The organism is Faecalibacterium sp. An77, assembly GCF_002161315.1.
GTDB lineage: Bacteria > Bacillota > Clostridia > Oscillospirales > Ruminococcaceae > Faecalibacterium.
In genome coordinates, this window is record NZ_NFHK01000002.1 from 155,024 (window position 1) to 180,155 (window position 25,132).

26 protein-coding genes are annotated in these 25,132 nt (G+C 54.1%); 9 read left to right on the forward strand and 17 right to left on the reverse strand.

Features of this window, described 5'->3' with window-relative positions; genetic code table 11:
• Nucleotides 1–13: 13 nt before the first annotated feature.
• The 3 genes from B5G28_RS01805 to B5G28_RS01815 all read right to left on the reverse strand — a co-directional run bounded on the left by B5G28_RS01805 (nucleotide 14) and on the right by B5G28_RS01815 (nucleotide 2,741).
• Nucleotides 14–1,048 carry an ABC transporter substrate-binding protein gene (locus tag B5G28_RS01805; RefSeq protein ID WP_087245849.1) on the reverse strand — a complete coding sequence of 345 codons (1,035 nt, stop codon included), beginning with the start codon at nucleotides 1,046–1,048 and terminating at the stop codon, nucleotides 14–16.
• Nucleotides 1,049–1,257: 209 nt separating this feature from the next.
• Complete coding sequence (locus B5G28_RS01810) at nucleotides 1,258–1,980, reverse strand: YkgJ family cysteine cluster protein (RefSeq protein WP_087245851.1); 723 nt, start codon at nucleotides 1,978–1,980, stop codon at nucleotides 1,258–1,260.
• Nucleotides 1,977–2,741: an AAA family ATPase gene (locus tag B5G28_RS01815; protein WP_087245853.1), complete on the reverse strand. Its 765-nt coding sequence runs from the start codon at nucleotides 2,739–2,741 to the stop codon at nucleotides 1,977–1,979. The genes B5G28_RS01810 and B5G28_RS01815 overlap by 4 nt, the downstream gene beginning before the upstream one ends.
• A gap of 429 nt (nucleotides 2,742–3,170) precedes the next feature.
• Between B5G28_RS01815 and B5G28_RS01820 the strand changes: the two genes are divergently transcribed.
• Nucleotides 3,171–4,130 carry an RING finger protein gene (locus B5G28_RS01820; protein ID WP_087245855.1) on the forward strand — a complete coding sequence of 320 codons (960 nt, stop codon included), beginning with the start codon at nucleotides 3,171–3,173 and terminating at the stop codon, nucleotides 4,128–4,130.
• A 34-nt stretch (nucleotides 4,131–4,164) separates the two neighbouring features.
• Nucleotides 4,165–5,040, forward strand: coding sequence for a UTP--glucose-1-phosphate uridylyltransferase (locus B5G28_RS01825; RefSeq protein ID WP_087245857.1), 876 nt, complete (start codon nucleotides 4,165–4,167; stop codon nucleotides 5,038–5,040).
• 161 nt (nucleotides 5,041–5,201) lie between these two features.
• Here the strand turns inward: B5G28_RS01825 and rpsR are convergent, their stop codons facing one another.
• The 5 genes from rpsR to B5G28_RS01850 all read right to left on the reverse strand — a co-directional run bounded on the left by rpsR (nucleotide 5,202) and on the right by B5G28_RS01850 (nucleotide 8,374).
• Nucleotides 5,202–5,459, reverse strand: a complete 258-nt coding sequence (rpsR, locus tag B5G28_RS01830) for a 30S ribosomal protein S18 (RefSeq protein ID WP_087228743.1) — start codon at nucleotides 5,457–5,459, stop codon at nucleotides 5,202–5,204.
• A gap of 44 nt (nucleotides 5,460–5,503) precedes the next feature.
• Nucleotides 5,504–5,983, reverse strand: coding sequence for a single-stranded DNA-binding protein (locus tag B5G28_RS01835; protein ID WP_087245859.1), 480 nt, complete (start codon nucleotides 5,981–5,983; stop codon nucleotides 5,504–5,506).
• A 28-nt stretch (nucleotides 5,984–6,011) separates the two neighbouring features.
• Complete coding sequence (rpsF, locus tag B5G28_RS01840; protein WP_087245861.1) at nucleotides 6,012–6,296, reverse strand: 30S ribosomal protein S6; 285 nt, start codon at nucleotides 6,294–6,296, stop codon at nucleotides 6,012–6,014.
• A gap of 121 nt (nucleotides 6,297–6,417) precedes the next feature.
• Complete coding sequence (locus B5G28_RS01845) at nucleotides 6,418–6,981, reverse strand: GNAT family N-acetyltransferase (RefSeq protein ID WP_087245863.1); 564 nt, start codon at nucleotides 6,979–6,981, stop codon at nucleotides 6,418–6,420.
• Between the two features lie 100 nt (nucleotides 6,982–7,081).
• A complete protein-coding gene (locus tag B5G28_RS01850; RefSeq protein ID WP_087245865.1) occupies nucleotides 7,082–8,374 on the reverse strand; it encodes a galactokinase family protein in 1,293 nt (430 codons plus the stop codon).
• A 297-nt stretch (nucleotides 8,375–8,671) separates the two neighbouring features.
• Between B5G28_RS01850 and B5G28_RS01855 the strand changes: the two genes are divergently transcribed.
• The 3 genes from B5G28_RS01855 to B5G28_RS01865 all read left to right on the forward strand — a co-directional run bounded on the left by B5G28_RS01855 (nucleotide 8,672) and on the right by B5G28_RS01865 (nucleotide 12,055).
• Entirely contained in the window at nucleotides 8,672–9,538 is an 867-nt protein-coding gene (locus B5G28_RS01855; RefSeq protein WP_087245867.1) for an AraC family transcriptional regulator, read from the forward strand.
• Between the two features lie 27 nt (nucleotides 9,539–9,565).
• Nucleotides 9,566–11,212 (forward strand): 23S rRNA (uracil(1939)-C(5))-methyltransferase RlmD, encoded by a 1,647-nt coding sequence (rlmD, locus tag B5G28_RS01860; RefSeq protein WP_087245869.1) that lies wholly within the window; start codon nucleotides 9,566–9,568, stop codon nucleotides 11,210–11,212.
• Between the two features lie 87 nt (nucleotides 11,213–11,299).
• Nucleotides 11,300–12,055 (forward strand): cyclase family protein, encoded by a 756-nt coding sequence (locus tag B5G28_RS01865; protein WP_087245871.1) that lies wholly within the window; start codon nucleotides 11,300–11,302, stop codon nucleotides 12,053–12,055.
• A 170-nt stretch (nucleotides 12,056–12,225) separates the two neighbouring features.
• On the opposite strand, the gene B5G28_RS01870 is transcribed toward B5G28_RS01865, so the two are convergent.
• The 9 genes from B5G28_RS01870 to B5G28_RS01905 all read right to left on the reverse strand — a co-directional run bounded on the left by B5G28_RS01870 (nucleotide 12,226) and on the right by B5G28_RS01905 (nucleotide 21,250).
• The gene (locus B5G28_RS01870) at nucleotides 12,226–12,450 is read right to left on the reverse strand and encodes a DUF2188 domain-containing protein (protein WP_087245873.1); all 225 of its coding nucleotides are present in this window, start codon (nucleotides 12,448–12,450) and stop codon (nucleotides 12,226–12,228) included.
• A 13-nt stretch (nucleotides 12,451–12,463) separates the two neighbouring features.
• Nucleotides 12,464–12,742, reverse strand: a complete 279-nt coding sequence (locus B5G28_RS01875) for a DUF3892 domain-containing protein (RefSeq protein WP_242967433.1) — start codon at nucleotides 12,740–12,742, stop codon at nucleotides 12,464–12,466.
• A 350-nt stretch (nucleotides 12,743–13,092) separates the two neighbouring features.
• Nucleotides 13,093–13,614 (reverse strand): helix-turn-helix transcriptional regulator, encoded by a 522-nt coding sequence (locus B5G28_RS01880; protein WP_087245875.1) that lies wholly within the window; start codon nucleotides 13,612–13,614, stop codon nucleotides 13,093–13,095.
• Nucleotides 13,615–13,684: 70 nt separating this feature from the next.
• Nucleotides 13,685–15,088 (reverse strand): restriction endonuclease subunit S, encoded by a 1,404-nt coding sequence (locus tag B5G28_RS01885; RefSeq protein WP_087245877.1) that lies wholly within the window; start codon nucleotides 15,086–15,088, stop codon nucleotides 13,685–13,687.
• A complete protein-coding gene (locus B5G28_RS01890; protein ID WP_087245879.1) occupies nucleotides 15,088–16,506 on the reverse strand; it encodes an N-6 DNA methylase in 1,419 nt (472 codons plus the stop codon). The genes B5G28_RS01885 and B5G28_RS01890 overlap by 1 nt, the downstream gene beginning before the upstream one ends.
• Before the next feature lie 20 nt (nucleotides 16,507–16,526).
• Entirely contained in the window at nucleotides 16,527–17,618 is a 1,092-nt protein-coding gene (locus tag B5G28_RS01895; protein WP_087245881.1) for a hypothetical protein, read from the reverse strand.
• Nucleotides 17,618–19,162, reverse strand: coding sequence for a type I restriction-modification enzyme R subunit C-terminal domain-containing protein (locus B5G28_RS15210; RefSeq protein ID WP_343215535.1), 1,545 nt, complete (start codon nucleotides 19,160–19,162; stop codon nucleotides 17,618–17,620). Before B5G28_RS15210 ends, B5G28_RS01895 begins: the two co-directional genes overlap by 1 nt.
• Nucleotides 19,159–20,883 carry a DEAD/DEAH box helicase family protein gene (locus B5G28_RS15215; RefSeq protein WP_343215536.1) on the reverse strand — a complete coding sequence of 575 codons (1,725 nt, stop codon included), beginning with the start codon at nucleotides 20,881–20,883 and terminating at the stop codon, nucleotides 19,159–19,161. The genes B5G28_RS15210 and B5G28_RS15215 overlap by 4 nt, the downstream gene beginning before the upstream one ends.
• Before the next feature lie 142 nt (nucleotides 20,884–21,025).
• Nucleotides 21,026–21,250 carry a helix-turn-helix transcriptional regulator gene (locus tag B5G28_RS01905; protein WP_343215537.1) on the reverse strand — a complete coding sequence of 75 codons (225 nt, stop codon included), beginning with the start codon at nucleotides 21,248–21,250 and terminating at the stop codon, nucleotides 21,026–21,028.
• Between the two features lie 97 nt (nucleotides 21,251–21,347).
• On the opposite strand from B5G28_RS01905, the gene B5G28_RS01910 reads away from it, so the two are divergent.
• The 4 genes from B5G28_RS01910 (at nucleotide 21,348) to B5G28_RS01925 (ending at nucleotide 24,750) form a co-directional block, all read left to right on the forward strand.
• Nucleotides 21,348–21,812, forward strand: coding sequence for an SLOG family protein (locus B5G28_RS01910; protein ID WP_087245885.1), 465 nt, complete (start codon nucleotides 21,348–21,350; stop codon nucleotides 21,810–21,812).
• A 181-nt stretch (nucleotides 21,813–21,993) separates the two neighbouring features.
• Nucleotides 21,994–22,221, forward strand: coding sequence for a helix-turn-helix transcriptional regulator (locus B5G28_RS01915; RefSeq protein ID WP_087245887.1), 228 nt, complete (start codon nucleotides 21,994–21,996; stop codon nucleotides 22,219–22,221).
• Between the two features lie 20 nt (nucleotides 22,222–22,241).
• The gene (locus tag B5G28_RS01920; protein ID WP_087245889.1) at nucleotides 22,242–23,402 is read left to right on the forward strand and encodes a zinc ribbon domain-containing protein; all 1,161 of its coding nucleotides are present in this window, start codon (nucleotides 22,242–22,244) and stop codon (nucleotides 23,400–23,402) included.
• Nucleotides 23,403–23,430: 28 nt separating this feature from the next.
• Nucleotides 23,431–24,750 (forward strand): SPFH domain-containing protein, encoded by a 1,320-nt coding sequence (locus B5G28_RS01925; protein ID WP_087245891.1) that lies wholly within the window; start codon nucleotides 23,431–23,433, stop codon nucleotides 24,748–24,750.
• The last annotated feature ends 382 nt before the right edge of the window (nucleotides 24,751–25,132 follow it).

Sequence of the window (25,132 nt, forward strand, 5' to 3'; positions counted from 1 at the left end):
TAAGAAAGAGGATTTACGCCTCGATGGCCTCGTACCCCTCCGGAACCGTCAGCCCCAGCTCATCGCAGATGGTCTGGTTGTACTTCTTGGTGACGTTGGTGTACTGGATGGGCATGGTGGAGATATCCGCCTCGCCGGTCAGGATCTGGGCGGCCATCTCGCCGGTGGTGTAGCCCAGGTCATAGTAGCTGATGGACAGGGTGGCGACGCCGCAACCCTTGCAGATGCCCTCCTCGCCTGCGAAGACCGGCTTCTTCATGGGGCGGCAGATGCCGTCCACAATACCGGTATTGGCGGCGACGGTGTTATCGGTGGGAACATACAGGATGTCGTTGTCGGCGGCAGCCTGCTGGCAGACCGAGGACAGATCGTTGGAATCCGAGAAGGGATACTGGGTGACGGTCAGGCCGGCAGCCTCCAGCTCAGCCTGCACCACATCCACCTGATACTGGCTGTTGGCCTCGGCCGAGCAGTAGAGCAGGCCAGCGGTCTTGGCCTCCGGCATCCACTCCAGAATCATAGCGGCCTGCTCATCCAGGGGAGCCAGGTCGGAAGTACCCGAAATGTTGCCGCCCACGGTGCCGTCAAAGTCATCCAGACCCAGGGCCACGCCGTACTCGGTGATGGAGGTGCCCAGGACGGGGATATCGGCGGTGGCGGCCTGTGCGGCCTGCAGGGCGGCGGTGGCATTGGCCAGAATCAGGTCCACGCCAGCCGAGACAAAGCCGTTGCAGATGGTGGCACAGGTGGCCGTATCGTTCTGCGCGTTCTGCAGGTCAAAGGTGACGGCGTCGCCGAACTGGTCGGTCAGGGCATCCTGGAAGCCCTGGGTAGCGGCGTCCAGCGCCTCGTGCTCCACCAGCTGGCAGATGCCCACCGTATAGCTCTCACCCGATGCGGCCGATGCGGCCGAACCTGCCGAAGCAGCGGCAGACGAAGCGGTGGATGCCGCGGTGGAAGACGAAGAAGAACCGCAGGCCGACAGGATGCCGGCAGCTGCAGCAGCCGCAGAAACAGCCAGGAACGAACGACGGGAAATCTTACGCATAACAAAACTCTCCTCTATCTTATACTGCGTGTGCCGCGGGGAACAGGACCCGCAGGAAACCAGCCGCTCAAAGGCCGCCCTTTCACTTCACACGTGTGAACTGCTTTACGCTTGTGAAGTATAGCACACTTTCCCATGGATTACAAGACGAGAGCCGGAGATTTATTCTCCTGAAGCGCCCCAATTATCGATTGTATCGAATTTATCCATCACTTTTTTCGATGAATGCTCTGCTGCATCTTTTCTAGTCGGGTCCGCTCCTCTTTCAGCCAGGCAAGATTTTCTTCCAGCTGCTCCAGCCAGGGACGGTTCAAATCGTAGCGGTAATAGAGAGCCTCCCCCAGTTTTGCCTGAAACCGCCGCAGCACCACCGGGTGGAGCGTCTGCTCCCAGGCCGGAGCTTCCTGTTCCAGGGCCATACAGCACTGGGCCCATCGGATGTCCAGCGGTTCCCGCTGGGCAATCCCCTGGCCTTCCAGATAATCCGTCAGGTTCGCCTGATGGACCGGGCCGCCGCACCGGGTGGCCTGGAAATAATACCGCACCTCCCCCGCCGGGCTGATTTCCTGCCCCAGCGGATAGAGGGCGCAGACCAGTGGACGGGCTTCATGGACGGCGCAGCGGTTTTCGGTGAAAAAGGGACAGTTATTGTGTTCCTCTTTGACCGGCATCAGCCGGAGCACCGGGAGGTGGCTGACCGTTCCAATGTACATTTTGCAGAAGGCCCGGGCGGTCAATTTGGGCGGCAGGCCCAGACGCCGGGACAGCCGGTAGAGGTCATATCCCGACAGGACGATGTCCTCCCGCCCGCGGCAGCATCCGCCGCAGCCGGCACACCGGAACGAAAAGGCGGCATCCCGTTCCAAAAAGGGCATTTCCGGGCTCCGGCCGCCGTTTTCGGCTCCGCACAAATCAATCTCGTGGTCTCTCATACATCCTCCTCGTCCTCCCGCAGAAGCTGTTCGATCAGCCGTTCCCGATTCTCCAGGAACAGCCGCGTCAGCTGGTAGCTTCCGGTTTCTTCATAGGTGCAGGGGTGGACGCCGGTCTCGTCAAAGGACAGAATCCGGGCATCTGGCGCGCCCAGCAAAATCGGCGAGTGGGAGGCAATCACAAACTGCGCCCCCGCCCGGGCCATCCGAACCATCTGCACCAGCAGGGCCAGCTGACGCTGGGGCGAGAGCGCCGCCTCCGGTTCGTCCATCAGGTACAGACCCTGTTCATTGCAGGACTGAAACCACCCCAGAAAGCTCTCTCCGTGGGACTGCTCATGAAGGGCTTTTCCCCCAAAGCGTTCATAATAGATCTCTTTGGGAACCGGCCCCAGGCCGCTGTTGCGGTAGACTTCCGCCTGGCTGGCCACATTGAAAAAGCTCTCTGCCCGGAAGAAATAGCCGAAGGGCGGCCGGCGGAACCCTCTGGACACCCGCATGGCCTGCGCCGGCCCGTCTCCCTCGTCAAAGGTGGAAAACCGATAGTTGATGGTACCGCCCTCCGGGTTGAAGCCGCAGTTTACCGCGATTCCTTCCAGCAGAGTGGACTTGCCGGTGCCGTTTTCTCCGGCCAGAAGGGTGATGTTGTGGTCAAACCACAGCTGTCCCAGCTGACGCAGGGCCGGAATGTCCCTCAGCCAGGAATCCCGCGGCAATTTGCTCCAATCGATTTCCACCGCCCGGAGATAGCGCTCGTCCATCTTGGTTCCGCCTCCCTTTTCCTCTTGTTCCATGTAAGGATAGCACGGCGCGGCGGGCGCTGTCAATTTTCCGGGCCGCAGAATTTCCCGTCCCCATCCGCTGCGGCGTCCCGGCCGCCTTTTCCGCGTCAGAGGCCGTCAGACAGGCCCCTCTTTTTTAAAAATTCAAACGCAATCCGGGATTTGTTTTTAGTTTTTTCAAGATTTCGTGCTATAATGGCCCTATCTACAGAGCATCCCCATGCTCTGCCCCGCCGTTTGCCCGCGGTAAAGGCCCATTCCAGGCCGCTGCAGGCGAGGAGACTCTGGTTTTTGCCGATCATTCTTTCAAAATCAGCGGCAAAAGCCGGAATTTGAAACTTTAGCTTTTCTTTTCTACGCATAGAGAGTATACTAAGCTTACAATATCACTTGAATCCGGAGGCTTTTATGTATCAATTTACCGGTTGTCCCTGTTCGGTCTGCGGCAAACCTCTGACCGATACGGACGATATTGTCGTCTGTCCCGACTGCGGCGCACCCTATCACCGGGTGTGCTACGAGAATCAGGGCGCCTGTGTCTACGCTGACAAACACGGTTCCTTTGAATGGACGCCCCCTGCTTCGGCCCGGCCGGAGCACAAATGCCCCAACTGCGGCGCGCCCAACCCCGAATCCGCTACCCGGTGCAGCCACTGCGGTTATCTCTTTGACAACGGGCAGACTCCCCCGCCCCGGGTGGACGCATCCCGTCAGGCCCAGCAGCCCGCCGGAGGCGGCTTCAACTACGCCCGCCTCTATCAGGAGGCCCAGGGCGGCACCTGGCAGTCCAGCGCAGCCAGCGCCGTGGAGCCCATCGACGGAATTTCCGGGGACGACTGGGCCACCTACATCGGCCCGGCCAGCCCTGCCTACCTGCGGGAATTTGCCCGGATGCAGCGGTACGGCCGCAAGAGCTCGGTCTGTTTCTCGGCCCTTCTGTTCGGCCCGCTGTATTTCTTCTACCGCAAAGCCTGGAAGCCGGCTTTCGCCTTCCTGGCGGTGGATCTGCTCCTGAACCTGCCCGCTCTGCTGGAACTGCTGGTCCTCAGCGAGAGTTCTCTCGCCCCCGCCATCAGCTCCTCCACCCTCATCCTGCTGGCGCAGATTGCATCCATCCTCAGCTTTGTGGTGATGGTTCTCAGCGGTATGTTCGCCAAGTATCTGTACCGCCGCTCCGCCGCGGAGCGCATCCGCCGCATCGAGGCTGAGTTCCCCGAGAAAGCCCAGCGGGAAGCTGTTCTGCGCGCCCAGGGCGGCGTCAGCTGGGCCGCTGTGGTGGGCGTGTTTACCGCAATGGTCGTGGCAGGCGCTCTGTTCAGCCTGCTGCTGGGCCCCAATGTTGAGGCAGTGACTTCTCTGCTGCTGTGATATTCATCCACTCAAATACCGAAGGAGGTCCCTTATGAAAGCTGTCAAAAAAGCCATCATTCCTGCGGCCGGTCTGGGCACGCGGGTGCTGCCCGCCACCAAAGCCATGCCCAAGGGAATGCTGCCCATTGTAGACAAGCCCGCCATCCAGTATTTGGTGGAGGAGGCGGTCCGCTCCGGCATCACCGACATCCTGATCATTCTCAGCCGCGGCCAGACCATCATCGAAGATCACTTTGACCGCAGCCCCGAGCTGGAAGCCAAACTGGCTGCCCCCGGCAAGGAAAAAATGCTGGAGGAATGCCTCGGCATTGCCAATCTGGCCAACATCTATTTTGTCCGCCAGAAGCAGACCCTCGGTCTGGGCCACGCCGTAAGCATGGCGCAGCCCTTCACCGGAGACGATCCCTTTGTGGTCATCTATGGCGACGATGTCATCGTGGGCGAAGACCCCGTCTGTGCCCAGCTGATCCGCGCTTATGAAACCTTTGGCCGTCCGGCCGCCGGCGTCTCGGCAGTGCCCTGGGAGGATGTGAGCCGCTATTGCAGCCTCAAGACCACTCCCATCCGGGACAACTATTTCTTTGTGGACGACATGATCGAAAAGCCCAAAAAGGGCCAGGAGTTCAGCAACTATTCCATTCTCGGCCGGGTGCTGCTGACTCCCGAGATCTATCCCCTGCTGGCGGCCACCAAGCCGGGTGCCGGCGGCGAAATCCAGCTGACCGACGCCATGGCTGAATTCGCCCGCACCAAGGGCGGCATGACCGCCGTGGAATTCACCGGCAAGCATTACGATATGGGCAACAAGCTCTGTGTGGTGCAGGCCCAGGTAGAAATGGCCCTTCAGCACCCCGAAATCGGCGAGGCCTTCCGGGCCTACCTCAAGGAGTTCTGCAAGACCCTGTGAGCGCCTGATTCCGTCGCAGATAGACAAAGCCCATCCCCTGACCGGGGATGGGCTTTTTGCTGTCACTGCAAATCACAGAAAAACGCCGCCCATCGTGAAACGGGCGGCGTTCATTGCTGATTGCTGATTTGCTGATTGTTTTGAACTGGGGTTGTGAGCGATTAGTCGCTGACGTAGGGCATCAGAGCAACGTGACGAGCACGCTTGATGGCCACGGTCAGGGCGCGCTGATGATAAGCGCAGGTGCCGGTCACACGGCGGGGAATGATCTTTGCACGCTCAGAAACATACTTGCGCAGGCGAGCAACATCCTTGTAATCGATCTCGTCAATACGATCGACGCAGAAGCTGCAGACCTTCTTGCGGCCGCGGCGCACGGGACGTGCGGGGCGAGAGCCTTCGTTCTTCTCAAAAGCCATTGCTGGTTTACCTCCTGTTTGAATTTTTCAGTCGAGATGGACGCTCAGAACGGCAGATCGTCGCTGTCGTCGATGACGGCGAAGTCATCGGTATCCCCTGCCGAATAGCTGGGGACCGCCTCAATGGAGGACGGACGGGCAGACGGAGCGTTCGAGCGGGGCTGGCTGGCAGGATATGCCGAGCCGCCTCCATTGGTTCCGGAGTTCTTGGGACCGCCAAAGTTGATGTTGTTGGCCACGATCTCCACACCAGTGCGGTTGTTGCCGCTCTTGTCCTGGTACTGACGGGTCTGGATGCTGCCCTCAATGATGATCAGGCTGCCCTTCTGGAAGTATTTGCAGACGAAATCCGCCTGCTGGCGCCAGGCCACAACGTCCAGAAAATCGGTCTGACGCTGCTCACTCTGACGAGAGTAGCTGCGGTCGCATGCGATGCGGAACCGCGCCAGATTGATCCCGTTGGTGGTGGTGCGAAGCTCGGGGTCCGCCACCAGGCGGCCCATGATGACAACAACATTCAACATAAGACAGGACTCCTTGTACCCGGTGGAATTAGTCTTCCTTTGCAACGATCAGAGAGCGCATGACACCCTCGGTGATCTTGTACACACGGTCCAGCTCGGCGGGGAAGTCGGGCTCGCTGGTGAAGTTAATCACAGTGTAGACGCCCTCGTTCTCGTCGTTGATGGGGTATGCCAGACGGCGCTTGCCCCACTCGTCGATGGAATCGATCGTGCCGTTGGCCTCGATCAGGGTCTTGAACTTACCGACCAGAGCGGCGGTAGCCTCCTCGTCGAGGGTGGCGGTGGTAATCAGCATGGTTTCGTACTTTGCCATTTTTGTGCACCTCCTTTTGGACTTAAGGGCCTCCAATGAGGCCAAGGATCCGCAAAAGACCTTCTTTCGCGGGGCCGTCTTTACAGACAGCAATTCATTATACCAAGCCCAGGACAAATTGTCAATCACAATTTTCGGATTTTGGGAAATTATTTAGATCAATCCAATAGCGCTCCAATTCTTCATCCCGGCCCGGCACAAAGACGGTGGATTCATAGACTCCGCCATTGGCCAGAATGGTCTTTCGGCTGCCCACATTGTCGGTCCGGCAGCTGATCAGAACCTTTTCCAGGCCGATCTGCCGGCAGAACGGCAGGGTGTCCCGCAGCATCCGGGCGGCGTAGCCTTTCCTCCGCTCGGAGGGGCGGACCGAGTAGCCGATATGCCCGCCATAGGCGGCCAGAAAGGCATTGAACCTGTGCCGCACCTGGATGGTGCCCACCATCTTTCCATCCTCCGGCCGAATGTACAAAAACTGGGTGGAGCGCACCCAGTCCACCCCTTCCGGCAAGGGTCCATCGGTGTCCCAGGCCCGGCAGTAACGAACCCAGTCCATGGGGTCTTCCATCCGGCGCAGCGGACCGCAGCCATCCATCCGGCTGCCGGCGTCCAGATATTCCCGGCGAAAGTCAGCGATGGCCTCAGCATACTCCGGAGCCGGCCGCACCAAAAGCATGGATTTCATCTTCTCCCCTCCCCTGTACGGTCCATCCTAACAGACCACGCTGCAAAAAGCAAGCCCCGCGCCGAAACGCAGGGCTCGCCTTCTTTATAAATAGAATATCTCAGAGCACACGGCCCGCGCCCTGTTCCCGCAGGGTGAGCAGATGGCAGCTGCCCGGGCCAAAAACGCCCTCCATGGCTGCACAATAGCGCTCCAGGCACTCTCTGGGCACAAAGGCTTGAATGGTGCCGGCAAATCCGCCTCCCTGCATCCGCCATGCCCCGCCGGTTCCTTCCAGCAGATGCTGACTCAGGGCCAGGGCCACCGACAGCTCCTGCCGGGCGGGCGTGGAAGCACAGTAGACATTCTGGCACAGGGCAAATGAGGCGTGGCCGCTCTCCCCCACCAAGTGCAGAAAGCGACCAAACTGCCCGGCCCGCAGGGCGCGGTCCTCGGCCAGGGTGCGGGCGTTTTCCTCAAAGAAATGCATCGCCCGCAGGCAGGCCCGGTCTCCACAGGCTGCCCGCACCTCGGGCAGCCGGGCCCAAAATTCCGCCTCCCGCACTTCGCCCAGCACGTTGCAGCCAAAGCAGGCAGCCACTGCTTCCATCTCATGGCGGATGGCGGCAAATTCCGCGGTCAATTCGCTGTGACTGCCCCGGGTATCGGTGACACAGAGCACCATTCCATCCGGCATCTGGCCCTTGGCCCGCAGTTTCTCCACCCGGGGCGACGCGGGATCTTCAAAGTCCGCAAAGATGACGCCGCCCAGAGCGCTGGCCAGCTGGTCCAGCATCCCGCTGGGCTTGCCGAAATAGATATTCTCTGCATACTGTCCCAGCCGTGCCACCTGAATGGGGGTCAGGCCGCATTCAAATTCCTCGTTCATCATGGCGCCCATCGCCATTTCAAAGGCCGCCGAGCTGGACAGCCCCGAGCCTCGCAGCACATCGCTGGTGGTATAGGCGTCGTAGCCGCCCACCTGCTTTCCCTGGGTGCGGAACCCTTCCGCCAGGCCGCGGATCAGGCTGGCCGAATGGGTGGACTCCGACGCCTGGGGATTGGGCTCATCCAGATCCACCACGTCCAGCTTGTTGAAGCCCCAGGACTTGACCCGGATATAATTGTCCTCGTTCCGGGCCACCACCCCAACCAGGTCCAGGTTCACCGCCGCCGCCAGGCCATAGCCGTGCTGATGATCGGTGTGGTTGCCTCCCAGCTCAGCCCGGCCGGGCGCCGTGTACAAATGCACCTGCCGTCCCGGACCAAAATAGCGCTCAAAGTCCGTCAGCGCCGCGCACCAGCGCGCTCGCTGCCGGGCCAGTACCGCCTCCGACGAACCATACAAGGTCCGCAGAAGATCGTCCCACACGCCCGCCGCTATTTCCTGCCGCCTCTGTGCGCTTGTCGCCATATGTACCCCCTATCTACGCATCTCACCGTGAAGGCCCGGACGAAAAGCCAGGCCGCAGACCGACTACTTAGATGCAGTGCCTGGCCCAAACAAAAACAACCGGGCCAGGCCCCGGGATCTTGCCTCTATTGTAGCTTACATGGCGGACATTTGCAATTTTATCCGATATCGGGGACATATTTTCGGCGTCAGGTCCAAAGATTCAGATGTACTTTTGTTGAATTTGCGCTGTCATCTATGGTATACTGGTATCACAACCCATCGGCGCGGTCGTTCCGCCCAAAAAGGAGGCTCTCTATGCCGGAAGTTTACAAGCAGTCGTTTAAACAAAATTATACCAACAACGTGGATCTTTCCGTCTTTAACTGCGGCTTGGAGCGCTGTGCACCGGGCCATACCTGGGGGCCCGGCATCCGGGACCATTACCTGATCCACCTGATTCTGGCGGGCAAGGGGACCTTCCAGACCGGCGGAAAAACCTGGGAACTCAGCCCCGGCGATATGTTTTTTGTCCAGCCCAACCAGCTGAACACCTATACCGCCGACATCCAGCAGCCCTGGGAATACTGCTGGGTGGGCTTCAACGGCATCAGCGCTCACAAGCTGGCCGCGCTGCTGCCCTTCTCGGACGAGCAGCCGGTGCACCATACCCAGCACCCGGAGGAAATGTACAACGCGCTGGACAATATCTTCCGGGCCCGCGGGATGCGGGTACAGGACGAGACGGCCATGGTGGGCTATCTGTACCTTTTCATCGCCGCCCTGATGGAGGAAACCAGCGAGCGCAAGCCCCACAACACCAATTCCTCCAGCCAGTATGTCCTGAATGCCATCAAGTACATCCAGTTCAACTATTCCCATGATATTTCCATTGACGACGTGGCCAAGAGCGTGGGTGTTTCCCGCAGCCATCTCTACCGCGTCTTTATGAGCAACGTGGGCAAAAGCCCCATCGACTACCTGACCGAATACCGCATCAACGAGGCCTGCAAGCTGCTGCGGGCGGGCACCTTGTCCATCGCCGAAGTGGCTATTTCGGTGGGATTTTTCGATCAGTTCTATTTCTCGCGGGTGTTCAAGCGGGCCAAAGGCGTGCCGCCCAGCAAGTATCTGGCCGCACAGCAGGCAGAGGCCCAGTCCTCTGAGACCACCGATCCCGAATAACCGCGTCCAGCCGCCCTAGGAGGAATCATGCCTTTACAGAAAAATCAAATCATCACACTGTCCATCGAACGGCTGTCCGGCGACGGCAGCGGCGTCGGCCATTGGGAGGGCGAAGCGGTTTTCGTGCCGGGCACCGCTCCCGGCGATGTCATCCGCGCACGAATCGTTAAAGACTGCAAACGGTATGCCTTCGGCATTGTGGAGAGCATCGAAACCGCCTCTCCCGACCGCATCCCGGTGGAATGCCCTGTGGCAGGGCCCTGCGGCGGGTGCAGCCTGCGGCACCTGAGTTATCAGGCGGAACTCAAGGCCAAGGAGGCCTCGGTAGCGGATGCGTTCCGCCGGATTGGCGGGCTGGATGTCCCCATCCAGCCCATTCTCCCCTCTCCCGAAGTGGACCGTTACCGCAACAAGGTACAGTATCCGGTAGGCCGCGACAAAAACGGGCATCTGTGCATCGGCTTCTATGCCGGGCGCAGTCACCGCATCGTTCCCTGTGAGGACTGCAAACTGCAGCCTTCTGTCCTCAACGAAATCGGCCGTACCCTGTGCAGCCTGCTGGAACAGTACGGCATTCAGCCCTACGACGAAGAAACCGGCAAAGGCCTGGTCCGCCACATCTTCCTGCGGCGCGGCACCCACAGCGGCCAGATCATGGTTTGCCTGGTCTGCACCCGGCCCAAACTGCCCCACGCCGACGAGATGGTGGAACGGCTTTGCAGCCAATTTGCAGATATCGCCACAATTCTCATCAACGTCAACCGCGAAAAGACCAATGTAATCCTTGGCCTTGAGAATCACGTTTTGTATGGGCCGGGCTACATTGAGGACACTTTGTGTCAGGTTCCGGTCCAGCTGGGGCCCCTTTCCTTCTATCAGGTCAACACCCCCGGTGCCGAGCAGCTCTACGCCGTGGCCGCCGCCTATGCCTCCCCCACCCCGGAGGATCTGCTTCTGGATCTCTACTGCGGCATGGGCACCATCGGCCTGTCCATGGCCGGCCGCTGCCGGGAGCTGATCGGCGTTGAAATCATCCCCGAAGCCATCGAGAGTGCCAAAACCAACGCCGCCCGCATGGGTGCCGCCATTGCCGCCAAGAGCCGCTTTTTCTGCGGCGACGCCGGCGAAGCGGCCAGCCGCCTGGCCGCCGAAGGGCTGGCCCCCGATATTATTGTTGTAGACCCTCCCCGCAAGGGCTGCGACCAGGCCACCCTGTCGGCCATCGTCCAGATGTCTCCCCGGCGTCTGGTCTACGTGAGCTGCAACCCCGCCACCGCCGCCCGCGACGCCGCCATTCTGGCTGAGTCCGGCTACCAGGTAGAAAAAGTGCAGCCGGTGGATATGTTCCCCAGGACGGGACACGTGGAGGCAGTAATTCAACTTTCCAAGGGCGAATTTACACTAAAAAAGGTCCGTATTCCGTTCTCTTTGGAGGGTGTGGACCTGTCCAAACTTAAAAAGGGCGCCACCTATCAGGAGATCAAAGACTACGTCAAGGAGCAGACCGGCCTGAACGTCACTCCCCTCTATATCGCCCAGGTCAAGCAGAAATGCGGGATCATCGAGCGGGAGTGTTACAACAAGCCCAAATCAGAGAATTCCAAGCAGCCCCAGTGCCCGCCCGAAAAGGAAAAGGCCATTCGGGATGCACTGAAGCACTTCCATATGATTTGAAATGCAGCTGCATTTTCAAAGATAGGTTATCACAAAACCAGTCTGGCGGGCAGTGCCCAGCCAGATGAAAAATGGAGGGAAACAAAAATGTATCCGTTGTGGGAAGAGCTGAATCGTTTGAAGAAATGCCGCTGGGTGGAACTTTGCCACCCGCTGAACAACCAGAGCCCCTACTGGGGCGGCATCCCGGAAGGCTCGGTGGAGCTGGGAAAAACCGTCTTTGACTGGGGCAACGAGATGCTGGATTGCCTGATCCAGACCTTCAAGTTCCCCGGGCAGTTCGGCACCCATATAGATTTCCCCGGCCACTTTGTAAAGGGAGGCGCTCTGTCTGAAAAGTACGGGGTCAAGGAAATGGCCTTCCCCCTGGTGGTGGTGGACGTGACCGAAAAGGTCAAGGCCGACCCTCATTATGCTGTGACCGTGCAGGACCTGCAGGACTGGGAGACCAAGTACGGGCCCATCCCCGATGGGGCCTTTGTGGCCCTGCATACCGGCTGGGCCGAGCGCTGGCCGGACATGAACGCCCTTTCTAACTTTGACGAGGAGGGCGGCGAGAACTTCCCCGGCTGGTCCATGGAGGCTCTGCAATACATTTACGAAACTAGAAACGCTGCCGCCAACGGCCACGAGACCCTGGATACCGACGCTTCGGTTCTGGCCGCCGCCGCGGGTGACCTGGCCTGTGAGCGGTATGTGCTGAGCAAGGGCAAGCTGCAGGTAGAGGTGCTTTGCAACCTGGATCAGGTGCCCCCTGCTGGTGCCATCGCTTTCGCCGTCTGCCCGCCCATCCAGGGCGCTACCGGCCTTCCGGTGCGGATGTGGGCCATCTTGCCTGACTAAACCGGCCTGACAGGACGAAGTAAAATTATATAACGAAAGAGCCGCACGCTCTCCGGGATAGTTCTGGCGGGTGTGCGGCTTTTCATTTGATTCTGAGAAATTTGTTTTTGGGGCGTCAATAAAATATAAAAGGCAGTTTATGCCTGGTACCCATAAACTGCCTTTTGTTCTTAACCTTTCGGCGGGTGCGGGTCGTGCCCGTGAGAATCCTTCTCACGGATGCGGCCATCTGCTCCATGAATCACCAGTTCTGATCCCTGGTTGCGCGCAATTTCCCTAGCCACCGCAATGGCTTCCGCCTGCGTATTGGTTCTGACAGTAGCCCGTGAATTGCCGGCACCAATTACCTGCCATCCACCGTCCGCGTGCGGCGTAACATGCTGATTTTTGCCCATCTTAGCTCCCTCCTTATACACGCGGCAGATCCAGAAGATCATCATTGCCATAAGTATCAGGGGCAGAGCGAACATACTTTTCGCCCCGACCGCTCAAAGCCGAAACTACGTTTGGATACGGATAAATATTTACCCGGATGGAACCAGTATGTTCCTTTAAGTAGTCGTAGAGAACGGCTTTTTTAAAGAAGCCAGGATTGGTGCAGCCTTCAATGTAAATGGAGTCAATTTCCAAGAGATCCTTAGAATTATAGCACCCCTGCTTCATTTTGATTTTCGTTGCGTACATCATAGGTATCAACCTCACTTTCTTTAGCAACAATGTGAACTATTCGTCTTTCGAACGGTTTATTCAACAGCCAAAAGAAAAACCCGGTTACACAATGACATTTTTACGTTTTGTGAAAAATGCCAACTTGAACCGAGCCCGGAAACGTGATACACTAGATGTGTCGAAGGAAAACACATGTGTACCGTGCCTCTGAGCATCGTATTCTGTGTAGACGCGAGATACAGCACTCTGGATAGCAGCCGGAGTGCTGTTTTCTTTTGTCTGAGAAACCCTAGTTAAGTTTACCACGATCTTGGACAGATGTCAACTAAATGTTGTGCATTGCCCGCTAATCGTTACAATATATAGTATTATTCCTTTTTTTCGACCTTTTCAATGAGGTCAAAGAGAGAAGGCTCACCAGATTGCTCCTCTTTCTCTCGTAGCTCAATGATCGCGTTAAGTCTTTCTCCCATCTTGCTATTAATTGCCGCTGCGGTTTTGAGCTTGTCCAGCTTGCCGCTGTCGGCTGTTGCCAAAAGCATCTTCATCGAAAGCATGTAAAAGTTCAAAGCATGCTCAAAGGTCATCGACTCGAAAACTTTATGGAAGGCAGTCTCTTTGTCTTGGATTCCCTCCGATTGCTCGCTGATCTCTTTAGCTCTTTCGCTGGATTCGACTATGGCTGACCGGGCATCCGTGGTCAGTTCCTTATCATAAAAGTACTCAGGACCTATACCGTAGTAGATGGACAGTTTCTCCCGGTTACTACTAGAGGCAACAGAGGTTCCGTTCTCCCAGTTGGCTACGGTCACACGATTCACGTTAATTGCTTGCGCAACCTGCTCCTGTGTGGCACCGTAGAGTTCTCGGATTATCCTCAAATTGTTCATACCGGTTCACCTCGTATGACTATTATACGTCACACTACATGGATTGTCAAGTGAGCGAATACTACAAATTTTATGTAGTATTTTGTAGTGTTTTCTTTAGCAGCTCCACCGCGCTCTCTTCGCTGGGGTCGTTGGTGCCCAGCTCGCCGCGGAAGGCACGGGCCAGGATGGCTTTCTTGGTCAGGTCAATCTGTTCCAGCACCTTTTCGGCGGCTTCTTTGGCCTGCTGCTCTTTGGCGAGGAGGCCATCAAGGATGCGGACGATTTCGGTTTGTTCATCCAAAGGGATAAAGGGAAATGAAATTGTCTTAACTTTCCCTGCACTTAAATTAAATAGTCCGGCTGTAGTTTTGGCCCGCTCCTGCATGACAGATTTTCCAGTTTCACTATTCAGGTAGTAAAGTACAAACTCTGGCAAAATGTCTGAAGTTTTACTTCTCAGCCGAATAATGTGATTTTGATGAACGCATACAGGTAATTCATTATGCCACATGGCACATCGGCCAATCTCATTACCGCTTCCATTTCCCTCTACAATCAAAAGGTCCTTATTTTTTAGTTGAAGTTTATCCAGCTCTTCTGGTGAAACTTCAAAATATCGGATTTCTGAAAGATCTATTCGATTCCGGTATACATTTGCTACTGTTAGATATGGAATTGGATTATCTTTAGGACTTCGAGCGGGTGTTTTTTGAATGCCAGAAACGATTTCAAAGCATTGTACTAATTCACGCGTTTTCCAGCTCTCCATCCCCACACCATGTTCTTTTCTCCATTGTGCGGTGAGCTCACCAGTAAAGGCTTTGTTCAGAATGGCTGCTTTGCGGGTTTCAAAGCTATCCAGGGCATCCTGGGCCTTTTGTTTGGCCTCATCCAGCTTGGCAAACAGGCTTTCAATACGATCAACGATACGCTGTTGTTCATTGTATGATGGGAATGGAACAGGATACTTTTTTAGCCATTCTGTGCTCATATTAAGCTGCGCAGAACCCTTAGAGTTTTTGATACAATCATAAATAAATTGTTTTCTTAGGAAATAATAAAACAAAAAATATTTATTACAATTGGAAGATGTCATTCTAATACATGCTACTCGCTGATTTAATGCCGCAGGCAACATACTATTGTTAATTAAAGCAACCCTCCCAACATTTCCTGTAAGTGACATAAGCAAATCCTTGTCCTCTAGCATAAATTCTTTAATAGAATCTCGACTACTTAAAGGGTAAAAAACAGGCTTATTATCTTCAATATAACCATCTTGGACGTTTGAAATTCTTATAATTCTAATTCCACAGTCCGTATATTCTTGACTTTTAAATGCAAACCCATTTAAAATTTGCGTGATATTTTCTATTCTAGTCCAGCACCAATTCTCTGGCACCTTGTACGGCTGCTCACTCTCCGGTACCAGCGCTGCCTGCAGGCGCTCCTCGGGAGAAAGAGCGGCTTCTTTTTTCTTCCCTTTTGCCATCAGTCCCGCACCTCCAGCGCCCGCAGTTCCTTTACCACGCTCATCAGCAGATCGACGGCCTCCTCCAGGTTGGCGGCAGCTTCTTCGGCGCTGTCGGTGGGGTCGGGCAGGTCATTGTAATCCAGCACGGAATCGTCTCGGATCAGGCCCAGATCCAGGCTGTTCCCCTTCTCTGCAATCTGCTCCCGTGTAAAGACGCTCCACCGCTCATCCTGCACAGCATGGCGGTCCTCAGCCTCATAGGCTTTCTCAAAGTCCGCGAAGTGTTCCTTTTTCAGCGGGGTGGTCTTGCCAAAGCTGGGCATGTTGGTGCGCAGGTCGTAAAACCAGACCTCTTTGGTGTTGCCTTTATCGCTGGTGCCGCGGGTGAAGAACAGCACATTGGTCTTGACGCCCTGGGCATAGAAAATACCGGTGGGCAGACGGAGAATGGTATGGAGGTTGCACTTGTCCATCAGGTCGCAGCGAATCTTTTCGCCGTCGCCGTCCGCAAAGAGGACGTTATCCGGCAGAACCACGGCGGCCCGTGCCTTGCCGTTGGCTTTCAGGCTGCGGTAGATGTGCTGGAGGAAGTTTAGCTGCTTGTTGCTGGTGGGAAAGGTAAAGTCGTCCCGTGTGGCACGCTCGCCGCCCTTCTTGGTGCCGAAGGGCGGATTGGTGAGCACCAGATCGAAATCGTGGAGGGCCTTGCCCGCATTGGACAGGGTGTCGCCCAACAGAATCTGACCATCGATGCCGTGCAGCATGGCATTCATCAGGGCCAGCCGGTGGGTATCATGGACCAGCTCGCAGCCGGTGAAGGCTTCTTCCTTCTCGAACTTGGCCTCATCGGCGCTCAGGTCATAGAAGTCGTCGGTATGCTCTTTGACATACTGATAGGCGGCGATCATAAAACCAAAGGTGCCGCAGGCGGGGTCATTGCACCGTTCCCCCGGCTGGGGCTTCATCAGCCGGGTCATCACATCAATCAGGACACGCGGGGTAAAATACTGGCCCGCGCCGGATTTTTTCTCGTTGGCGTTCTTTTCCAAAAGGCCTTCGTACAGGTTGCCCAGTCCCTCTTCCCGTGCGGAGTACCAGTCCAGGCCGTCGATGGTGGTGATGATCTTTTCCAAGTTCTTGGGCTCGTCGATATTGGTGGCAGCCCCCTGGTAGATTTCCCGCACCCTGCCGGTGCAGTTTTCACCCAGATAGGCAAGCAGCTCCTTATAGAACTTTTTCAGCTCGATGCCGCTTTTGGCGGTGAGCTGGTCCCAGCGGTAGGCGGCGGGAATCTGGCTTTCTGCCCCCGTTTCCTTGGCCATCTTCAAAAACAGAATATAGGTCAGCTCGGTGACATACTGGTGATAGGTAATGCCGTCATCCCGCAGCACATTGCAGAGATTCCAGAGCTTGGATACGATTTCCTGGGTGGTCATGTAAGGTTTTCCTCCAATGTTTAGACTGCCTGACAATGCAGGCTTCCATCTTCGCTGAGATAGTATTCCAGATTTCTGGAAGAAACATGAAGCGCATTCCGGACAGACTTGCGCAATGTAGACTCTTCCCCGCTGTTCAACGGCGCGATCAATGCTGCAATTTTAGCCGTATAGATGGATTTGTCAACTTTCTCCAAAGGTTTCGATTTGTATTCATCGAGCCTGCGTTTGAGCACACTAAAACTGCTGAGGATGCGTTTCTCGCACTTATCCATGTAAATCAGCATTTCACTTTCCAGATAGTCGATGTACTCCTTCGCATAATTCTGCGCATAGTATACCTCCAGCAAGCTGCTCATCACATACAGCTGAATGGAAAGATCCAGGCTATCCTTGATTTGCAGGGCGTTGTCACTCAATGCTTCAAGATCTTCGTAGTTTTTCCCTTCTGCATTGACTGCAGAGTGCAGATCATTCATGTAGAATTCGATATCCTTCATGGCCACCTTTTTGGACTGCTGCAGACTGGTAATGGTAGCACTGCGCTGCGCTTCACAGGCCATGATCGCGCTGTAATTCTGATAAGCGTATCTCGCAAAGCTGATCTCAGCCATCAGCTCTGCCTTTTTATCGCCATACAGGAATTCCAGAATCTTGTCCAGCTTTAAATTCATCATGTTCAGCTCGCTGCGGATTTCGGTCAAAAAGTATTGACCAGATGCGACAGCCATGGCACTGAATGCCCCCAGTAAAGCGGCTTGCGCCTGCATGGGGTAGAACGATGCAGTGCCCACAAACTTTCCATCCGCTCCATGGATCATGCTGCCAAACCCGCCCTGGCGAAGCGTGGACAGGGTATGAGGCAATCCCTGCAGGAATTTTACTGTATAAGCCTGAGTCAGTGCTCCTGCTGCCATCAGCGTGGGCATCTGCTGAACCAACCCACTGAGATACATTTTTTGTTCCGGGCCGCACTCTAATTTGGCAAATCGCGTTTTATCAGAGAAATCCATCTGCTTCTCACAAGGCGCAAAAATGAAGTCACTGGATTCCTTCAATGCTTCAAATGCCTGCTTTTGCAGACTCTTGTCTTGAGATTCAAAGTTTTCCATTACGCACTTCTCCCTCCATCATCGTACAGATACTCGTTGAGTTCCAGCACGATCTTTTCCAATTGATTCTTGAAGATATGGTCAATCCTTTTGAAGCCGCCCTCATTTTTGAAGCGGACATCCTCATCGAACACGCCTACATTGAGCACAGACTCTTCCATGAGATACTTTTCAATCCGGTTGATCCATCTCAGCTCAATGGCGGTGAACTTGTGGGCCTTTTTCAGCTTGTCCACCGCTCGCCGGATGCGAGCTTCGTGGCTGATGAGAGTTGAACCGATGGCATACCGGCGGATCAGGCTGATGATGTCCGCAGCCATTTCCTCATTGGTCAGCTCCGATACAGCCGTGTTCAGCTGCTGTGTGGTAAAGCCTTCCCGGTCCAGTGTCAAACGCAGATCCTTAAGGCTTGCCCTAGTCAACTCCTTGGGCCGGGTACAGACAATATTGAGCGCTGCAACCTCATTGAGATGGGTTTTCACATAGTCGGCAAAGGCATCCAGATAATCCTCCGGGCGGCTGCCGGTGCCGTAGCCTCGGGTATGGCTGACCAGTTCATCCGGCGCATCCGAAATGACCACCGGTCGGCCTCCATTGGCATGAATGCCACTCAAAAACTCGAACAAATCCCGATGAGCCAGAATACGATTCCGGGCCTGTTCGGGCGTCTCCTGCCTGAGCTGCTGGATCAGCTGCGTGGGGTCCATCCCGCCCGACATACTGACGAAATGTTCCATCGTTTTGCTGTCCAGATTTCGTTTTCTGCGCTGAAGCTTGGCGATAATCTGGTCGATTTGGAACGCGATCTGCTTTTCCTCTTCCTGCGCCTCCAGCCCATCCAGCAGCTGACCGAAGGAAGCAGACGGATTGACTGCCGCCGGTTTCATGGTGTTAACCGGGTCCAGGGACTCATAGACACCGACCGGGTCATAAATTTCAAAATGGGTCTTGTGAATTCTGGGGCAAAGACGAGTTGCGCGGCCCAGCATCTGCTCGAACAGGATACGGGATTTCACCCGCCGCAGGAACACCAGATTGGTGATCTCAGGCACATCAATACCAGTGGTCAACAGGTCCACTGTAACCACAACACTGGGATATTTTTCGTTTTTAAAGCGCTTAACAGCCTCATGTACCTTTTTCGGGTTGCCGCCGCCCACACTGCCGGTGATCTTCATAATGGCGTCGTTATCCACGCCGTATTCCTTGTAGATGTTCTTCAGAATATCCACAATCATATCAGCATGGTCGTCGTCCACTGCATAGATCAGAGTCTTGCCCTGTTCCTCTGGGTTCTCCGGGTCAATATTCTTGGCGATCTCGGCCAAAACGGTCTCGTTAAACGGACGGGTGACCACTTTCCGGTTGAACTGTTCCACGTCAAAATTCAGCTCATCGTTCAACAATTCGCTGTTGGTGACTTCACCAGTCACCGGATTATAGATTGTGACCGTGTCGCCGGGTTGATAGTGGATGCCTTCGTCCCGCAGACGGGTATGTAGGTCGTGGGGCGCATCATGGTCTACCAGATATCCTTCGATCACCGCTTCCCGGTAGGTATACTTGAAAACCGGCTGACCAAAATCTCCGTTGTCTGGAGCGCCGGCGTGGCCGTCAGCGCGATCTTCACTGCGTCAAAATACTCGATTACGCTGCGGTATTTGCTCTGGTAGTCCCGCTGATCCCGATAGAGAACCTCCGAATCTCCCATCTCCTTATCCAGCAGATAACCACGATGGGCCTCATCCACGATAATCAGGTCATAATCGCTGACTGCGGGCATGGTTTCTCCATCGTTGTAGAGGATGCGCTTTACCATCCCCTGTACAGTCGCCACATGGACACGGGTTTCCCGCTCGATCTCCTTGTCCTCCAGGCCTTTGATATTGTAGATATCTGCCAGAGGCATCAGCTCTTCCAGCTTGACCTCTTTGAATACATCCAGGGCCTGTTCTCCCAGCTCAGTGCGGTCTACCAAAAACAGGATGCGTTTGAAACGACCCGTTTTCAAAAACCGGTAGATCATGCCCAGCACGGTACGCGTCTTGCCGGTACCAGTCGCCATGGCCAGCAAAATGCTTGTTTTTCCATCTATAATAGCCTGCTCTGCTGCCTGAATCGCACGAAGCTGATAATCTCGAAGATTCAGTCCGTCTTTATCCCGCAGCAGGTCAAAGGGCATCTGTTCCAATGCCCGATTGCCTGCATCTGTGTCTTTATTCAGCAGCTGCAAAAGATTGTCCGGGCTCATCCAGCCCTTCAATGGCTTCGGCACATTGGAAGACTGACGGAGATCCAGAAACCAAATGCCTGATTTGCTTTTATACTGTTTCAGATAAGGCCTGCCATTGGTCGCAAAGGTAAATGGAACCTTGTACTGTCCCCAACTCCCAATCTGGTATTGTGCGTCCTCTTGTCGGATATTGCGGGGATAATCCTTTCCCTGATAATCGATCACCGAGGGAATATCGATATGCTCTGCTTTTGCCTCAATGATCCCCACCATCTGCAAGCCGATAAAAAGAGCATAGTCAGCCCGCCCACGGTTTCCAACAGTAGAATCCGTAGGCCATTCGGCAATCGCTATATTCCGCCCCTTGGCCGGGCGGGTTCCTTTGGAAAAGCGAAGATTTTCAGTATCCGCTTCCCAGCCCACCTGTCGGAGCTGCTGGTCGATCAGGAACCGCGTCTCGGCTTCCGTGCGTTGACGTTGGCTGGCTGTTTGGCTAACGCGTTTGCGGCGGCTGTCTTTGGAGATCGCCTCTGTCTGAGCTGCTTTCGCTTCGGCCTCCTGCGCTAGGCGGGTTTCCTGCTGCTCTTCTGCGGCCTTGTCTGCTGCCCTCACCTGCTGCGCGGGAATGGGCATCACGAATTCCTGGTGCTGATAATTCCAGTCGCCATAGGTCTGCATGAACCATTCACAGAGGCTGTGCGCCATCGGCAGAAGCGCCAAGCCGTCTACCTCAGAGGAGTAGTTTTCATGGACAGCCTTATTGCGTACCTTTCGTAGAGTGTGCAGAATCTCCACCAAGTCCTGTGTCAGCAAGCCCTCACGATAAAGTGCATCTATGCGCTTGACCGCAGTATTTTCCTCCGGGAAAGGGATTCGGTCATAGGTAAACATCAGGTTGACGATGGTTTCCCCGATCATCCCCAACTTCATCAGGCAAGAGTTTGGATCACTGTAGCAGTATTTCTCTGCCAGTTGGCCAAAATTTGCGAGGACCGGAAAATCTTTTGACAAAAAATCAAAATTAGAAGCCATGGTATCGCTCTCCTCACTGCCCTGGATATCTACAGTTTTTATCTATTATAGCAGAGTTGTAAGATACCATCAAGAAAAAGGGCAAGTGATTTGGCAGTTTGACCGACACAAAGTAAAAAGGATGGGGCTAAAGCTCCATCCTTTATGTTTGCTTATCTGGTAGATAGGTAATGATCTCATCCAGTGTGCAGTCCAGTATTTTACACAGAGCGTCCAGTGTGTTGGTCGACACAGATTCGCCGGCTTTCAATCTTCGTATCGAGGAGCTGCTGATCCCGCCCTTGAACTCAAGCGTATAGGTGGTGGCTCCGCGCTTTTTCATGGTCTCCCATAAAGGAGCGTATGAGATCATCCAGCTTCCCTCCATCCCGGTCTTGCTTTATCTTCATTATTGCCTATAATGGAGATAAAGTGTTATAGGCAATATTGCCCATATACGAGGCAGACCAAAATGAGGCATCCAGATGGATTCAAAGACGTGTTGTGTTACCGGACACCGTGACATACCTGCGAGCAAAATCGACGCCGTCAAGTACAGCCTGTACCGAGAAATCCAGACAGCGATTGCGGACGGCCATACCCGATTCATTTCAGGCTTTGCGGATGGCTCTGATTTGCTGTTTGCGGCCATCGTAGCAGAAGAAAAGCAACACAACCCAGCATTGTCTTTAGAAGCAGCCATTCCTTACCGGGGCCGGATGCAAACTCCCAACAGGGAGTTTCAACGCCTTCTTCTTGTTTGCGACCGGGTAACTGTAATTCGTGAAAGTTATATTCCCTCTTGTTACACGGAACGGAACCGTTATATGGTGGATCATTCTCAGCGTGTGATCGCTGTTTATGATGGGCGCAAATATGGCGGCACCTTTTCTACCATACGGTATGCTTCTGCCATCGGCAGAGATGTGCGGGCCATTTGGGTTAGGTGATCACATAGAAACGAGTTGGTGAACAGCAGTATTTCCCAGGCGTATCATTTTCACGCCTTATTTTCTCAACTTCTTGCGAAATTTATTTGCCTTATAGCGATTTTTCATTGACCCTATCACAAGTCAGATGTATAATTATTTTATAGACTTACCATTATGGAGCAAGAAAGAGAACGCCATCATGAAGATCAGTTACAAAAAGCTGTGGATACGCCTGATCGAACAGGAAATATCTCCGGCCACATTTCGCAAGGATTTGAATATAGCCACTGGAACCATGACAAAATTACGGCGGAATGAAGAAGTGGCCCTTTCTGTTCTTTTGCGAATTTGTGAATATTTGGATTGCAACATTGGAGATATCTGCGATGCAGTCAAAACGCCGCCCGATCACGGCTTTGAGGGATAAACATTTTTGGGAGGAAAAACATGCTTGGAAGAAACCCAAAACAGAGGACCTGCGACAGTAAGACAATTCTGTTTTGTCCGTATTGCGGAACCAAACTCGATAGCGATGCAAAATTCTGCAAACACTGCGGGTCTCCTGTTGACAGAACCGAAACAGAGCCCTTTCAAGCCAGAGAACAAGAGTATGCCGGTAAAATGATAAAATGTCCTGCCTGCGGCGAAGACATTCCCAGTTTTACAGCCGTCTGTCCTTCATGTGGCCATGAAATTCGCGGCTCCAGGGCCACCAATTCTGTTCAAGAACTTTCGTACAAGCTAGAGCATACATCGTCTGACAAAGCCAAAGCAAATCTGATAAGGACGTTTCCTATCCCGAACACTCGGGAAGATATTTTGGAGTTCATGATTCTCGCTTCAACAAATATAGAGAATAGCTATCAACCAGAAGTTTCTGAAGCCTGGTCTGTACAATTCGAACAGGCATTTTCCAAGGCAAAGATATTCTATGGTGACGACCCAAAGGTGTGGGAGTGCTACAATCTGTATTTAACCAAAAAGAAACAAGCTCAAAAAAGAATGGAGCAGGAACAAAAAAGGCAGCATTTTGAACAGCGTATATCCAAGATTGAGAAAATCTTTCAAAGCGACAAGGGAAATGCAATTCCTGCACTTATAGCGGCAGTTATATTGTTAATCATTCCCTTTTTAATGATCATACCTTCTTCTATCTCACACATGACCAAAGAACATCAACTTGAAAATCTTACTGAGGAAGTACAAACATATATAGAAGACGGAAATTTTGAAATGGCACGTATAATGGCCAATCAAATTATTGATGACAGCAACTGGTCCGATGAAAGCAGACAAAAATGGGATTCCATTCGTGAGTCATTGCTCGAATCCATTACCAAACAGGAAATTCTCGTTGGCGAAAAGATTTATGCAGGTCTTTCCAGTAAGGAGGTAGAAGGGAAAAATTATTCAGAAATAGTAGATCATTTTAAACAGCAGGGATTTACCGATATCAAAACCGAAAAGATTGAGGATCTGGTAACCGGTTGGTTAACAAAGGATGGAGAGGTAGAAAATGTAACAATAAATGGTCTTTCCGACTTTGAAAAAGAATCTATATTCGAACCTGATGCAAAAATCGTAGTCTTTTACCATACATTTAAGTAACGTCCTACAATGCATAAGGAGAGAAAACATGCTTTTCTTCAAAGACAAAAAGGCTGGCAGCCTTATAGACGAGATCCGCTGCGATGAGCCATCCTATCTGATTTGGAAATGGCATCCGGCCGGGATCGCCCCTGGCAAGGGAACGAGAGAGAACGCCATCCGCTGGGGGTCTTCCCTGCGGGTCAGGGACGGTGAAGTTGCAGTATTCGTGTACTCCCAATATAACGGAACCCAGCAGGAATACATCGAAGGCCCCTGTGACCGGATTCTGGACACAGAGAATCTTCCCGTCCTTGCCAGTCTTGTGGGACTGGCCTATGGGGGCGGCACACCATTCCAGGCCGAGGTCTACTTTATCAATCTGGCCCAGATGCTCCAAGTGAAATTTGGTGTGCCATTCTTCGATGTATATGACCCAAGATTCACGGATTTCAGCGTACCTGTGTCGGTTCGTGGCACAGTCAGCTTTTCCATCTCGGATTATCGATCCTTTGTGAAACTGCATCGTCTCAGCACCTTCCATCTGGAAGATTTCCAGCGGCAAATCCGGGACGCGATCAGTCGTTATGTCAAGGATATTGTGACCAACGCCCCCGCTGCCCACAATATTCCAGTGATCCAAATGGAAAGCAAAATCGCCCCCATCAATGACGAGGTCGAGTATAATCTCGGCCAGCGGCTGAAAGAAGATTTTGGCGTCACCGTTTCCGGCGTGGATATCGGCGCCATTGAAATCGACAAGGCCAGCGAGGGCTATCGTCAACTGATGAAGGTCACTCGAGATATGGCTGCCACCAGGGCCCAGGCCGACACACAGGATTACGCCGAACGCCTGCGGATGCAGCGCGAGGAGAGCCAGTATGCGATGCACAAGCAAACCCAAAGCGCCCATCTGGGAGCCTTCCAGGTGGAAAAGCAGGCAGAAGTCGGCGTTGCCGGCGCCCAAGCACTGGGCCAAATGGGAAACAGTGGAGCCAGCGGTATAATGAAGGATGGTTTTCATGCAGCCTCCATGATGGCCGGCATGGCCATCGGCGGTGCCGTGGGCCAAAATATTGCCGGTGCCATGAACAGTTTCATGCAGGGCACTCCTCCGGTTTCTCAGGCTCAGCCGCTCAGTACAACACCTCCTCCGATTCCCTCTGTCGTGTTCCATGTGGCTGTCAACGGACAGGCAACCGGCCCCTATGATCTGCCTTCCCTGGCAAAAATGGCTGCTGCAGGGCAGCTCAATGCCGACAGCCTGGTTTGGAAGGCTGGCATGAAGCAGTGGGAAAAGGCCGGAGTCGTAAATGATTTAAAAGATCTATTCATAGATAAAATTCCTCCTATTCCTTCTCAGGAATAGTGATGTGATGAATACATCTTGGGTATTCATCAGGAGGTCATCCCATCATTATTACAGGATGACAGTCAAAGAGCGCCCAGCTCTTTGAGCCGGAAGAATCCAAAGAAACCGCGCCGGGGTTTCGTGGCACACGACTTTGGGTACAAAGTCTAGTGTGTTATACCTTTGTGCAGCAGACGGCAGCTGGGGGGATCTATCCCGTCCCGCTCCCATGGCGTGAAAGGTGCCCCTGTGGGGCAGCAGAAACGGCAAAGAAAGGCTGGCAGTTTGTGCCTAAAAGCACAGGCTGCCAGCCTTTTGCTGTCTGCGGAACAAAGGTATATAAAGCCCCGCCGCGGCGGATTCATTCGTTTTCTTCCGGTTTTCCTTTGGCGTTTTCCCT